Source organism: Streptomyces sp. NBC_01750 (assembly GCF_035918095.1).
Lineage (GTDB): Bacteria > Actinomycetota > Actinomycetes > Streptomycetales > Streptomycetaceae > Streptomyces.
This window is the reverse complement of the sequence record NZ_CP109137.1, coordinates 7016320-7029682: the sequence shown is the minus strand read 5'-3', so window position 1 is coordinate 7029682 and position 13363 is coordinate 7016320. Positions and strand designations below refer to the sequence as shown.

At 68.7% G+C, this 13363-nt stretch carries 15 protein-coding genes; 10 read left to right on the top strand and 5 right to left on the bottom strand.

What is annotated here, in order from left to right; all coding sequences use genetic code 11:
* Positions 1-17: 17 nt before the first annotated feature.
* A complete protein-coding gene (locus OG966_RS31625) occupies positions 18-275 on the bottom strand; it encodes an acyl carrier protein (protein ID WP_326653409.1) in 258 nt (85 codons plus the stop codon).
* A 13-nt stretch (positions 276-288) separates the two neighbouring features.
* Positions 289-1497 carry a 3-deoxy-7-phosphoheptulonate synthase gene (locus OG966_RS31620; protein ID WP_326653408.1) on the bottom strand — a complete coding sequence of 403 codons (1209 nt, stop codon included), beginning with the start codon at positions 1495-1497 and terminating at the stop codon, positions 289-291.
* Positions 1498-1816: 319 nt separating this feature from the next.
* Here OG966_RS31620 and OG966_RS31615 point away from each other — a divergent pair, with 319 nt between their 5' ends.
* The 10 genes from OG966_RS31615 to OG966_RS31570 all read left to right on the top strand — a co-directional run bounded on the left by OG966_RS31615 (position 1817) and on the right by OG966_RS31570 (position 12166).
* On the top strand, positions 1817-3745 hold the full coding sequence (locus OG966_RS31615; RefSeq protein WP_326653407.1) for an anthranilate synthase family protein: 1929 nt from the start codon (positions 1817-1819) through the stop codon (positions 3743-3745).
* A 23-nt stretch (positions 3746-3768) separates the two neighbouring features.
* Positions 3769-4899: an acyl-CoA dehydrogenase family protein gene (locus OG966_RS31610; RefSeq protein ID WP_326653406.1), complete on the top strand. Its 1131-nt coding sequence runs from the start codon at positions 3769-3771 to the stop codon at positions 4897-4899.
* A gap of 73 nt (positions 4900-4972) precedes the next feature.
* A complete protein-coding gene (locus tag OG966_RS31605) occupies positions 4973-6034 on the top strand; it encodes an SDR family oxidoreductase (RefSeq protein WP_326653405.1) in 1062 nt (353 codons plus the stop codon).
* The gene (locus tag OG966_RS31600; RefSeq protein WP_326653404.1) at positions 6031-7299 is read left to right on the top strand and encodes an aspartate aminotransferase family protein; all 1269 of its coding nucleotides are present in this window, start codon (positions 6031-6033) and stop codon (positions 7297-7299) included. Before OG966_RS31605 ends, OG966_RS31600 begins: the two co-directional genes overlap by 4 nt.
* A gap of 6 nt (positions 7300-7305) precedes the next feature.
* On the top strand, positions 7306-7758 hold the full coding sequence (locus OG966_RS31595) for a type II toxin-antitoxin system RatA family toxin (protein WP_326653403.1): 453 nt from the start codon (positions 7306-7308) through the stop codon (positions 7756-7758).
* Positions 7759-7767: 9 nt separating this feature from the next.
* Entirely contained in the window at positions 7768-8610 is an 843-nt protein-coding gene (locus tag OG966_RS31590; RefSeq protein ID WP_326653401.1) for an SDR family oxidoreductase, read from the top strand.
* Positions 8607-9242 carry a sterol desaturase family protein gene (locus tag OG966_RS31585; RefSeq protein WP_326653399.1) on the top strand — a complete coding sequence of 212 codons (636 nt, stop codon included), beginning with the start codon at positions 8607-8609 and terminating at the stop codon, positions 9240-9242. The genes OG966_RS31590 and OG966_RS31585 overlap by 4 nt, the downstream gene beginning before the upstream one ends.
* Positions 9243-9263: 21 nt before the next feature.
* Entirely contained in the window at positions 9264-9857 is a 594-nt protein-coding gene (locus OG966_RS31580; RefSeq protein WP_326653398.1) for a class I SAM-dependent methyltransferase, read from the top strand.
* A gap of 153 nt (positions 9858-10010) precedes the next feature.
* A complete protein-coding gene (locus OG966_RS31575; protein ID WP_326653397.1) occupies positions 10011-11075 on the top strand; it encodes a right-handed parallel beta-helix repeat-containing protein in 1065 nt (354 codons plus the stop codon).
* Positions 11076-11107: 32 nt separating this feature from the next.
* Complete coding sequence (locus OG966_RS31570) at positions 11108-12166, top strand: methyltransferase (protein WP_326653396.1); 1059 nt, start codon at positions 11108-11110, stop codon at positions 12164-12166.
* Positions 12167-12266: 100 nt separating this feature from the next.
* Here the strand turns inward: OG966_RS31570 and OG966_RS31565 are convergent, their stop codons facing one another.
* From OG966_RS31565 to OG966_RS31555, 3 genes are read right to left on the bottom strand one after another with little or no spacing between them, the layout of a single operon-like run.
* A complete protein-coding gene (locus tag OG966_RS31565) occupies positions 12267-12599 on the bottom strand; it encodes a TcmI family type II polyketide cyclase (RefSeq protein WP_326653395.1) in 333 nt (110 codons plus the stop codon).
* A gap of 27 nt (positions 12600-12626) precedes the next feature.
* Complete coding sequence (locus OG966_RS31560; protein WP_326653394.1) at positions 12627-13106, bottom strand: SRPBCC family protein; 480 nt, start codon at positions 13104-13106, stop codon at positions 12627-12629.
* A 1-nt stretch (position 13107) separates the two neighbouring features.
* On the bottom strand, positions 13108-13362 hold the full coding sequence (locus OG966_RS31555) for an acyl carrier protein (protein ID WP_326653393.1): 255 nt from the start codon (positions 13360-13362) through the stop codon (positions 13108-13110).
* Position 13363 lies beyond the last annotated feature (1 nt).

The following is a 13363-nucleotide window of genomic DNA, read 5'->3' as shown; positions in this document are numbered from 1 at the left end:
GTGAGCGGCGCTCGGCATCAGCCCACCACGCCCTTGTCGCGCAGCAGGGCCAGCGCGGCCGCGACGCTGCTCAGCTCCGCGGCCTCGTCGGCGCCGAGAGAAACCCCGAAATCCCGCTCGATCCGTACGGCGATTTCCACCTTCTCCAAGGAGTCGGCCGACAGGTCGTCGTAGAAATGTGAATCGGTAAGAACGTCGGCCACATCGATCTCAAGAACCAATGCCACGATTTCCCGGAGCTGGTCGCAGGCAATCTGATTCTTTACAGCGGACATGGGACAGTTCCTTTCAGTGCCATGCTTCGGCGGCGGTCAGGGCCTGCCACACGTTCAGTCGCGGGTCGCACAATGTTGTATACGGTCCGTCGCAGCGATCAATGTGCGAGTTGTCCGGCAAGCATTCGACGACGGAATCCGGAGTGGTCTCCAGATGCAGGCCTCCCGGGTTCAGGCCGAGCCCGTCGAGCACCGTCCGGAACTCCCGTATCTCCTGGGTGATGGAGGACAGAAGGCGAGTCTTGCGGCCGTTGGTGGCACGGACGGTGTTGCCGTGCATCGGGTCGCACAGCCAGACGACCGGGTGGCCGGCCGACCGGACGCGGGCGGCCAGGCGGGAGAGTTGCCCGGCCGCGGCGCCGATGCCCATGCGGGCGATGAGCGTGAGCCTGCCGGGCTGCCGGTCCGGGTCCAGCAGCTCACACAGGCGCAGCAGTTCGTCCTCCGTCATGCTCGGCCCCACCTTGCAGGCCACCGGGTTGCTCACCGCCGCCAGCAGGCGCACATGCGCGCCGTCCGGCTGGCGGGTGCGGTCGCCTATCCACGGCCAGTGTGTGGAGGTGAGGACGAGCCCGCCGTCCGGGTCGCGGCGGAGCTGCGGCAGTTCATAGTCGAGGACAAGGGCTTCGTGGCTCGTCCACACCGGTGCACCGGAGGCATCCTGCTGCCTGCGCAGATACGCCGTCGCGGAGCCCGCGGCCCGGTGGCAGGCCAGCAGGCGCATCGGGTCGGGCCTGCGGTCTTCCACCGTGGCCCGCGGACTGTTGACGAGGTGCCCGCGGTAGACGGGGAGCTCCGCGCCGTCCACGTACTCCGTCGGACTGGACCGGGGTTTGGCGAACTGCCCGGCTATACGGCCGACCCGGATCACCGGCTGACCGGTACCGATGCGCATGACCCCCGCCATGGCGTCGAGCAGGCCGACCTTGCGCGCGAGATGGCGGGGGGTGCACTCCGCCGGGTCCTCCGCGCAGTCCCCGGCCTGGATCACCTGGCGGCGTCCGTCGGCCACTTCGGAGAGAAGCTGCCGCAGCACCCTGGTCTCGTCGCCGTCGATGAGTTCCGGCAGGCTCGCGAGACCTCTGCCGACTTCGGCGACGAGCCAGTCGTCGCCCCAGTCGGGCTGCTGCAGGGCCGGCCAGGACCGCCAGGAGCGGATTTCGTGCTCGGAAAGTGTGGCGTCCGATTCGGTGAGACCGGCCCACCTTATGGCGACGTTCATGAGACACCTGGCCATGTCGACTGCCCGTGTATCGCCTTCAACGTTTCTCCAAATGCTCGTAACCCAGCAGTCGAATCAACGACATTTCCGCCCCCGGCTCGACGGGGCGAATGAACTCCGACTCTAGCCGGATACAAGGTGAGTGGGGCTACTCATGCGAGCAGTCAAGATTTGTTGACACGGCCGTCCGGGGCGAACCTCCCTACTCGTGTGAGTAGTGGCCCACATGCCGCCCTGATGCAAAAATTACGCCACGGATACGGGCCGTTGGTTGTAACCGGTTCTGGTGAATTCCCGATTGGGAGCAATAGTGAGCGACATGGACACTGCGCGTCTCGACAGCCTGCTCACCCCCGACGCACCCCCCTTCGCGCTGCTGCACCGCCCCTCTTCGGCCGGGCGCGATCAGGTCGAGATCCTCGTCGGCGACGTTCTCGAGGTGCCGACTCTCGCGGAGCTTCCGGTGACGCAGGAGCAGAAGGAGGGCCAGGGGCCGGCCGGTCAGGCCCGGCACGAAATGGTCGTACTCATTCCGTACCGCCAGATCGCCGAGCGTGGATTCGAGTACCAGGACGACCGGACGCCGCTGCTCGCCATGAGCGTCGGGGAACAGGCCACCATGGGTTCCGCCGCACTGCTGGAGAGGATCCCGGACCGGCCGATCGACCTGAACGGCGGGGAGTTCGACATCGACGACGGGGCCTATGGGACCATCGTCCGCAAGATCCTCAGTGAAGAGATAGGCAGGGGCGAGGGCGCCAACTTCGTCATCAGACGGTCGTTCGTAGCCACGGTGGAGGGTTCTGTCACCGACGCCGCACTCACGGTGTTCCGCCGCCTCCTCGCCCGCGAGGTGGGCGCCTACTGGACGTTCCTCATTCACACGGGCTCGCGCACCCTGGTGGGCGCCACCCCGGAGCGGCACGTCAGCCTGACAGCCGGCACGGTGAGGATGAACCCGATCAGCGGGACATACCGCCACCCGCCGGCCGGGCCCACGGTGCCCGACGTCCTGCGTTTCCTGGCCGACCCCAAAGAGACCGACGAGCTGTACATGGTGGTCGACGAGGAACTCAAGATGATGGCGCGGATCTGCGAACCCGGCGTGCGGACCTCGGGCCCGTACCTCAAGGAAATGACCCGGCTCGCGCACACCGAATACGTGCTGACCGGGCGTAGTTCACGGGACGTCAGGGAAATCCTGCGGGAGACCATGTTCGTCCCCACGGTCACCGGCAGCCCGCTGGAGAACGCCTGCCGTGTCATCAAGCGTTACGAGCCCGAGGGGCGCGGCTACTACAGCGGAGTGCTCGCGCTGATCGGCCGCGACGATTCCGGCGCCCGGCAGCTCGACTCGGCACTGCTCATCCGTACGGCGGACATCGGAGCGGAGGGCCGGCTGCGGATCGGTGTCGGAGCGACGCTGGTCCGCCACTCCGATCCGGACTCCGAGGTCGCCGAGACCCGCGCGAAGACCGCTGCCCTGCTGGATGCCGTGCACGGCACGCAACCGCATCCCCCGGGCACCTCTCGCCGCTCACCCCGCATCGCCGGACACCCGCAGGTCCGCGAGGCGTTGGCCCGGCGCAACGTCACACTCTCCCGGTTCTGGCTGGAGCCCCCGGGTGACGCCGGGTACCACCGCGAAGCGCTGGCCGGCCACCGTGTGCTCGTGGTGGACGGCGAGGACTCCTTCACCGAGATGCTCAGGCATCAACTGCGCGCGCTCGGACCTGAGGTCACCACGCGCAGGTTCGACGAACCCTACGAGCCTGACGACTTCGACCTTGTCATCGTGGGCCCCGGCCCCGGCGATCCACGGGACTTCGACGCCCCCAAGATCGCCGCGCTGCGCCGCACTGTCCGCCGGCTCATGGACGAACGACGGCCCTTCCTGGCGGTATGCCTGGGACATCAGGTGGTGTGCGGGGTGCTGGGACTCGAACTGATCCGCAAGGATCCGCCCAACCAAGGGGTGCAACGCGAGATCGACCTGTTCGGCCGCCGTACCCCTGTGGGCTTCTACAACACCTTCGCCGCTGTGTCGGCCGACGACCGGTTCAAAGGCGTCGAGGTCAGTCGGGACCCGGAGAACGGTGAGGTGCACGCCCTTCGCGGTCCTTCCTTGCGTTCTCTGCAGTTCCATCCGGAGTCCCTGCTCACGCAGGAAGGCGTGTCGATCCTCGGCGACGAGCTCGAGGCGCTGCTGACGACCTCCGGGACAACCCCTGTGAGGGCCGGTGAATGACACGATGACGGAGGTGGGAGGGTATGCGTTTTCTGCGGCGTGAGCGCGAGAGCCTGGAGAGTCTCCTGCCGGGACTGGACAAGCAGCTGGCAGCGGTGCCGCTGCTGGATCTGGAGACCACCGAAGGAACGGCGCTCAAGGCCTTCACCCTGGCCGGCGGGCCGGGGCTGCTCGTCCCCGCCGTGCACGGAGGAGCGGGGGCCGACCTGTTGTCCGCGGTACGTGTACAACGCGCGCTGGGTTCCCGCTCGCCCGCGCTCGCCGTGGCCACCACGATGCATCACTTCTCCACCGCGACGCTGGCCGAGACGGCGTCAGCCGGCGACGGAATGGAGTGGCTGCTGCTCGCCGCCATCGCCGAGGAGAATCTGCTGCTCGCCTCCGGCTTCGCCGAAGGGCGTACCGGTCAGGGCATCCTCCGCCCGGCACTGACCGCTCGGATGGACGGGGACCAGGTCCGGTTGAGCGGCTCGAAGAAGCCGTGCAGCCTCGCCAGGTCGATGAAACTGCTCACCGCGTCCTTCATGCTGCCGGGCCCGGACGGTTCGTGGGAGCTGGCGATCGCCCTGGTGCCTGCCGACGCCCCCGGAGTGAGCGTGCGCCCGTTCTGGCGCACTCCGGTCCTGGCCGCGGCGGAGAGCGAGGAAGTCGTCCTCGACGATGTGGCCGTCCCCGCCGAGCTGTTGGTACGCACCGGTGTCACCGACGAGGGCCGGGCGGACCATCTGCAGACCGTCGGCTTCGTCTGGTTCGAACTGCTGATGACCGCAAGCTATCTGGGGGCCGCCTCGGCGATGGTGGAGCGAACCCTGGCGGACACCCGGGTGGACCCCACCGTGCGCGGCGAAGCCATCGTCGCGGTCGAGGCGGCCATGCTCTCGGTCGAGGGTCTCGCGTCCGCGATCGGTCGGCGCCCGCCCGGAGAAGAAGCCCTCGCCCAGTCGCTGATCTGCCGTTACGCCGCGCAGGACGCGATCAGCCGGACCCTGGCCCTGTGCATGGAGGCGCTCGGGGGAATGGCCTTCATCGCGTCCGGAGAGCTCGCGTACCTGCAGTCGGCCTGCCGCGCGCTGGCCTTCCACCCGCCGTCGAAGTCCCGTACGGCCGCACCGCTGACGGACTACTTCGCGGGCCGGCCCCTGCTCATTCCCTGACGGTTTCCCTGACCGCATCCCTGACTGTGTCCCCGACTGTGTGCAAGACATCCAGCTGTGAGGTGACCCGAACGTGCCGGCTGCCCCGACCGTCCTGCTGACCGGAGCCTCCGGAGTGCTCGGTACGGCGCTGCTCCCGGAACTGTCCGGCCGGCGGGTGATTGCGCTGGTCCACCACACTCCGGTACCCGGCGCCGACGAACAGCTCACCGGAGACCTCACCGCTCCCCGGCTCGGCCTCGACGCAACCGCGTACGCGGACCTCTGCGCACGGGTGGACGCCGTGGTGCACTGCGCCGCGGTCACCGGCTTCACCGACGGGCCGGCGGCGACCCACGCCCTCAACGAGGCCGGCACCCTGCGGATCGTCCAACTCGTCGCGGACGCCAATGCGTTGCTGTACCACGTCTCCTCGGCCTTCGTGGCCAGGACCGGCATCACCGGTTCCGGTTCCGGGCCGGGGCAGGACACCGGGGAGCGCACCGCCCGTCCCGAGAACTATCTGGACTCCAAACGCGCGGGCGAGGACATCGTACGCACTTCGGGCGTACCGGCGGTGATCATCCGCCCGTCGGTGATCACCGGAGACTCCCGCACCGGAGAGATCTCGGCATTCCAGGGTCTGCACGGCATGCTGGCGAGCCTGCTGCGCGGGCGGCTGCCCCTGGTGCCGCTGTCGCCCGGTTCCCTGATCGACTTCGTGCCGCAGGACGTGGTGGCCGCCACGGTCGCCGCCCTGGTCCGCGACGGCGCGCACGAGGGGGAGGTGTGGGTGACCGCAGGCGATCAGGCTCTGCGCGCCGACCGTCTCCTGGCGCTGGCCGCCGAATTCGCCGCACAAGCCGGCCTGGACCTGACACTGCCGCGCATGGTCTCCCCGGACCTGGTGGACCGTCTGATCCGGCCGGTGTTCATGGCGGACCTGCCTCCCGCTACCCGTCGTCGCCTCGATGATCTGCTCGCAATGACCGCGCTGTTCACCGCCCACCAGCCGTTCCCCACCGATCTGGGGAAGCCCGGCCTGCCGGCGGCGATGGGGGCGGACCGGGCGGAATCCGCGCTGCACGCCGCGCTGTCGCAACTCGTACGCACGAAGGGCATGAACCGCCCGGCTCCAGCACTGGTCACGGCGTGAGCAGCCCGACGACGCCCGCCACGGCCGTCGAGGTGCTGGACGTGTACCGGCGCCATCTCAGCCGGGGCCGGGCCCGGTTGGCGTCCATGACGGGTGCGGCGATGGAAGTCACCTCCCGAGGCGCGTATGTGTGGGACGCCGACGGCAAGGAGTATCTGGACTGCGGCGGATACGGAGTCTTCCTGCTCGGGCACTGCCATCCGCAGGTGGTCGAGGCGGTTACCGCGCAGGTACGCCGCCACCCGATGGCCACCCGGCTGCTGCTGGAGCCGGTGGCCGCCACCGCCGCCTCGGAGCTGGCCGGGGTCACCCCGCCCGGGCTGGACCATGTGCACTTCGTCAACTCCGGGGCCGAGGCGGTCGAGACCGCGATCAAACTGGCCAGGGCACAGGGGAAGACCCGGCTGATCTCGGCCGTCGGCGGATACCACGGAAAGACCACAGGAGCGCTGGCCCTCACCTCCCAGCCGCTGTACCAGGAGCCGTTCCGGCCCCTGCTGCCGGCCGAGCACGTGCCGTTCGGTGATCTCGGCAAGCTGGCGGAGGCCCTCGGCCACGGCGGTCCGGCCTGCCTCGTTCTCGAACCCGTGCAGGGCGAAGGCGGCGTCGTCATCCCGCCGCCGGGCTACCTGGCACAGGTCCAGCGGCTCTGTGCCGAGCACGGCGCCTTCTTCGTACTGGACGAGATCCAGACAGGTCTGGGCCGACTGGGCACATGGTGGGGCGCCGACCCCGAGGACATCCGCCCGGATGTCCTGCTGGTCGGCAAGGGCCTCAGTGGCGGCGTCATTCCGGTCGCCGCGGCGGTGTCCACCGCCGCGGCCTACGCGCCGTTCGACCGGGACCCGTTTCTGCACACCTCCACCTTCGCCGCGTCGCCCGTGGCGATGGCTGCCGCCGCCGCGGCGGTACGAGCCATCGCCGGCGAACGTCTCGTCGAGCGCGCCAGGGTCCTCGGCCATGACATCCTGGCCCGCGTCGAAGCCGCCCTGGCGCCGCTGCGGGGGGACATCGTGGCAGACATCCGCGGCCGCGGCCTGCTGATCGGCATTGAGATGTGCGACGCGCAGACGGCCGGCGAGCTGGTGTTGCACCTGCTGGACGCCGGGCTGCTGACCAATCACTCCCTCAATGCTCAGCGCGTGGTCCGGCTGACGCCCCCGGCCGTGCTCCGCGACGCCGACCTGGAGCGGATCGGCGCGGCCCTCACCACGGCTGCCGCGGCCCTGCTCCGCTCCGCTTCGTCACTTCCCGGAAGGGGATGAGCCGACATGCCAGAGGTCACTGTCGATGCCCTCGTGACCGGTACCTCCGCAGCGGCCGTTTTCGAACGGCTGCGGGACTTCGCCTCCTACCCCCGCTACACCGACGCGGTGCGGCAGGTGGTCGTCACCGGTGTGGACGCGGACACCGTTCACTCGGACTGGTCGGTGAACTTCCGTAACGGTGTGCTGTGCTGGTCCGAACGGGACCGGATCGACGCCGCGGCGCTGACCATCGACTTCGCCCAGTCGGACGGGGACTTCGACCGTTTCGAGGGCAGCTGGTGTGTCCGCCAGGACGACGAGTCCGTCACCGTACGCTTCGCCGCCGCCTTCGACCTGGGGATTCCCAGTCTCGCCGCGATCATCGACCCGATCGCCACCCGGGCCCTGACCGAATCCATCACCTCAATCCTCCGCGGCCTGCTCGGCGGGCACAACGCTCCATCCATCACGTCATGAGGAGGACTCATGCCCCAAGCGATCAAGAACAAGGTTGTGGCCATCACCGGCGGCAGCCGCGGTATCGGACGCGCCACCGCCGAAGCGTTCATTCGCGAGGGTGCCAAGGTCGTCATCGGCGCCCGTGACCTCGACCACGCCGCGTGCGTCGCCGCCGAGATCGGCGCACTCGCCTACCCGCTGGACGTCACCGACCCCGCGAGCACCCAGCAGTTCTGCGACCGGGTGGAAGCCGAGTGCGGCGAGATCGACATCTTCGTCAACAACGCCGGGGAAATGATCGTCGGCAGCTTCGAGGACGAGACCGACGACAACACCGCACACCAGGTGGGAGTCAACCTCCTCGGCACCATCAACGGCATGAAGGCGGCCATCGGCCCCATGCGGGCCCGCGGCCGGGGCCACATCATCAACATGGCCTCCGCCGTCGGTATGGTCGGTCTGCCCGGCTGTGCCACGTACTCCGCGGCGAAGCACGGTGTCGTCGGTCTGTCCGAAGCCGTACGTGCCGAACTCCGCGGCAGTGGGGTCGACCTGTCCATCGTGCTGCCGATCCCCGCCCGTACCGAGCTCACCTCGGGCGTCGGCAAGGGCCGCTTCGTCCCTCTCCTGACCCCGCGGAACATCGCCGACGCGGTCCTTCGCACCGCCCGGCGCCCCCGCTACAACGTCTTCGTACCGGCCTGGACCAACCCGGTCACCCGCTCGTTGTTCCTGCTACCCCAGCCCTGGCGTGACGCCGTGGGCCGGCTGCTCAAGGCCGACCAACTGTTGCGCACCACCGACTTCCAGGCCCGCACCGGCTACGAGGCGCGGCTGAACGTGTCCGCTGCCCAGGGAACCGACCGATGACCGCCGGTACACCCCCACGCACCACCAAGGGCGCCCTGCACCGCGGCACCGCGCCCGCCGTTGTCGACCGGCCGCTGCTGGACCACCTGGTGCACATAAGCCCGATGACGAGCACGATCCTGTACGTGCCGGTGACCGTAGCCGGTGTGCTGCTCTCCCTCGGCCGGTCAGGACCGCCCGCGCTGGCCGGCTGGGCATTCGCCGGCTATCTGGCCTGGACGCTGTCGGAGTACTGGGGCCACCGCCTCCTGCTGCACTTCGAGCCCGAACGCGGCATCGGCGCCCGGATTCACTACATCCTGCATGGAGTGCACCACGACTATCCCCAGGACGCGCGCCGCTCGATCCTCAGCCCCGTCCTGAGCATTCCCATGATCGCGCTGACCTTCTGGCTCTCCTCCGGAGTGCTCGGCCTGCCGCCGGTGTTCGGTGCCGGATACGTGGCCGGGTACCTGGCGTACGACCTGCTCCACTGCTACCTCCACCGAGGCAGGCCGAAGAGCAGGATCCTGCGCACCCTGCGCACGTACCACATGCGCCATCACTTCCTCGACGACCGCCGCGGCTTCGGCATCAGTGCCCCCTACTGGGACCGCGTCTTCGGTACGTCCGTCGCCCGCACCCCGCAGTGAGCAACCGTCGAAGGAGATGACATGCCGGTGATGCCGACGCTGGAACGAGTGTTCTGCCGAAGCGCACCCTGGGGTGTGTTCGCCGGGCGCGTTGTCCTGCCCTGGGCCCTGGCCGGAGCCACCCTCGAGGGGCGAGTGCTGGAAATCGGTTCCGGCGGCGGCACCATGACCGCGCAGCTCCTCACCACGCACCCCGGCATCACGCTGACGGCCGTGGACCCGGACCCGGCCATGGTTTCCGCGAGCGCGCGCCGACTGGCGCCCTTCGGCGATCGCGCATCCGCGCGGACGGGGGATGCCACCGAGCTTCCCTTCGCCGACGGCACCTTCGACGCCGTGGTGTCCTTCCTGATGCTTCACCACGTCGTGGCCTGGGAGAGCGCACTGGCCGAGGCCGCGCGTGTACTGCGCCCCGGCGGCCTCCTCATCGGCTACGACCTCCTCGACACAGGCCCGGCCCGCTCCTTTCATCGTGCGGAGGGAGCGCAGGTACGCCTGGCCTCCCTGGACGGCCTGAGCCGCGTCATGGGCGAACTGCCCTTACACGCCCCCGAGGTCCGTCGCAGACTGGGCGGTTACGCCGTCACCTTCTCGGCGCGGCGCGCCGCCCAATGACGCTCGGGCGGCGCCGGCGATGGGGAGCCCGGGCCGTCGGGAAGGGCCGTGTCCGGGCCGCGTGACCGCCGAAAAACACCCACTCGCCCACGGGATGTATCCATACGCTCACCCCGTGTGGCGAGCCGGCATGATCGCCCATAACTTCGGCTCATGACGAAACGACAGCTCACCTGCCTCGCATGCACCGCGGTCATCATGGTCTCCGGACTGGGCGCAGCCGCTCCGTCCGCCGTCGCGGCCAACCACACGGTGTATCCGGGCGAATCGATCCAGGAAGCGGTGAACGCCGCCGAACCGGGAGACACCATTGTCATCTGGCCCGGCACCTACCGCGAAAGCGTCCTTGTCACGAAACCGAACCTGACCCTGCGCGGGATGGGCCCGGCTACCGTGATCAAGCCGGGGCCGGCGACCACGCCGGCCACGAACACCTGCGCTCAGGGCGGCAACGGCATCTGTGTGACGGGTACGGCGAACACGAACGTAGGCGGCGTCAGCATCCGCTCACTGACCCTTTCGGGCTTCAGGAAGAGCGCCATCTGGGCCACCCGCACCGACCGGCTGTCCGTCGAGCAGGTGACGACCGAGCAGAACGGCACCTGGGGCATCGGCCAGGAGATGTCCACCCGGGCGGTGTTCCGTAACAACACAGTCCGGGACAGCGGAGACGCCGGCATCTTCATCGCCAATACGGTCGACCACGAGGGCGGGGCGACCGACACCAACAACACGGTGATCACGGGCAACCGGCTGACGGGCAACCGGATCGGAGTCACGGTCAGGCGGGTCAGGAACCTCACCGTCAGCGCCAACGACATGACCGGAAACTGCGCCGGCCTGTTCATCGTGGGCGACGAGTCGAAGCCCGCGGCCGGGGCGATGACCGTTGCCGCCAACAGGATCTACAAGAACAACAAGTTCTGCCCCGCCACCACCCGCCTCCCCGCCATTCAGGGATCCGGCATCGTCCTCACCGGCAGCGAGTCCACCGTCGTCCGCGCGAACCTGATCCTGGAGAACGCCGGCTCCTCGCCGCTCTCCGGCGGAGTCGTGCTGTTCCAGAGCTTCGTGGGCGCCGTCAACACCGGCAATGTCGTCAAGGACAACTGGGTGCAGGGCAACAAGCCCGCTGACCTGGCCAACCGGGGCGGCGGAACGGGCAATGAGTTCGTCCGCAATGTGTGCCTGGCTTCCGAACCCGCCGGGATGTGCTGAGTGTTCCCCCTCCCCAGGAGAATCGAGGCGGTATGACCACCGTAAGTCCCAACCCCGTCACCACCGACACTTTCGTGTCCACTCCCCCGCCCGCCATGCGGCTGCGGGAGCTTGTCTTCGGGGCGGCGTGCGCCGCCGCCGTACGCGCGGCCGCCCGGCTGGGGGTGGCCGACGCGCTCGGCGATGCGCCCGCCACCGCGGAGCAGCTCGCGACCGCGGTGGACTCCGATGCCAGGTCGCTGCGCCGGCTGCTGCGCACCCTGTCCTGCTACGGCATCTTCGTCGAGACCGAGGACGGGACGTTCGCCCACACGGACATGTCGCTGATGCTGCGCGACGACGATCCGAACAGCCTGCGGTACATCGCCCTGTGGTGCACAGAGCCGTGGACCTGGGACGCCTGGCCCCGGCTCGACGAGGCCGTGCGTTCCGGCGGAAGCGTCTTCCACGAGCTGTACGGCAAGGGGTTCTTCGAGTACCTGCACCAGGACGCGCACGAGTCGGCCCATGTCTTCAACCGGGCCATGACCACGTCCAGCAGGCAGTCGGCACTGGAAGTCGCCGAGCTCCTCGACCTGACCGGGATCTCCGTCGTCGCGGACATCGGCGGCGGCCAGGGGCATGTGCTCGCGAGTCTGCTGGAGAAGCATCCGGCCGTCCGGGGCACGCTGCTCGATCTGCCCGACGTGGTCGCGAAGGCGGATCCCCGGCTGCGTGAAGGGGGTGCGCTCGCGGACCGGGTCCGTATTGTCCCAGGGGACTGCCGCCAGGACATCCCGGTCGAGGCCGATCTCTACATCATCAAGAACATCCTGGAGTGGGACGACGAGAGCACCCGCAGAACTCTGGGGAACATCGTCGCGGCGGCGCGGCCGGGGGCACGGGTCGTGGTCATCGAGAACCTCGTGGACGACACTCCCTCGATGAAGTTCACCACCGCCATGGATCTGCTTCTGCTGCTCAACGTCGGCGGCGCGAAGCACACCAAGGAGAGCCTGGTGCACAGAGTGACGAAGGCGGGCCTGCTCATCGGCGAGATCCGCCCGGTCAACCCGTATCTCCACGCGTTCGAGTGCACCGTCCCCGGGTGACCGGTCTCGCTCCACGCACCTCGGCACCCGTAACGACGAACATCCGCAACAGCGCCCCGAGCCCGGCCTCTCGGCCCGGACTCGGGGCGTTCGCATGTCCTCATGTGGTGCTGTCGCGCTCCCACCGGTAGAACTGGTGGGCCATCGCGTCCTTCGGGGTCCGCCAGGTCTCAGGGTCGTACGGGCTGACGAAGGCCATGAGCCGGTCGCTGATGTCCTGGAAGGCCGGGTGGTCAGTCACCTTCGCGATCTCGGGTCCGGGCGGCTTCTCGGACTCGATCAGGTGCATGTACACATCGCCGAACTGGAACAGGCTGCGGCGGCTGACGCCGACGAGGTGCGGAAGTTCGCCGGCGTCGGAGGCCGCGAACAGCTTGGCGATGTCCGGGGCCGAATCCGGCGCCATACGGGCGACGATCAGAGCTTGGTGCATCGGGAGGCTCCCTTTCCTTGCCCGGGCTCAGTTGGGGGTGACGGCGGCGGTACGGCTGTCGCGGTCGCGCTGCTCGATCTTGTCCCGGATGAGCTCCATCTGGACCCGGGAGTTGCGGTTGATGTTGTCGGTCATCCAGGCGTCGTCGACCGGGGCTTCCGGCTTCATCGCGAAGTCCTGGGTCCAGTGCATCCGGGTGCCGCCGGGCACCTCCGCGTACTCCCACCGGATGTCCATACGCTCGAAGGGACCGGTCTCGACGCGGCGGGCCCGTACCTTCAGGCCCTTGCGGTCGATCGTCCGTTCCGAGACCCAGCTCCAGACCTTGTCGTTCTCGTCGGGGTGCATGGTCAGCCGGAAGGTCGTCGTGTCGCCCTCCCGGGACAGGACCTCCACCGACGCGTACTCGCTGAACAGCTGAGGCCAGTTCTCGAGGTCGTTGGTCATGTCCCAGACGAGGTCCAGGGGGGCGGCGACGGTGATTTCGTTCTCGGTGTGTCCGGGCACGTCAGGCTCCAGTCATGAGGGTGTTGTTGACGAGGTCGAGGAACTCCTGCGGGGTCTTGCACCGGTCCGCGTCGGCGGGCAGGGGACGGCCGTGCCGGTTCTCCAGTTCGCCGACGATGCCGAGCAGGCCCAGCGAGTCGAGGCCGAACTCGTCGAAGCGGGTGTTGGACCGGCTTGCCAGGTCCATGGGGTCGACGGTGACGCCGGCGCCCTTCTTCATCAGTGCGGCCAGTTCTTCGATGGTCAGAGCGGACATG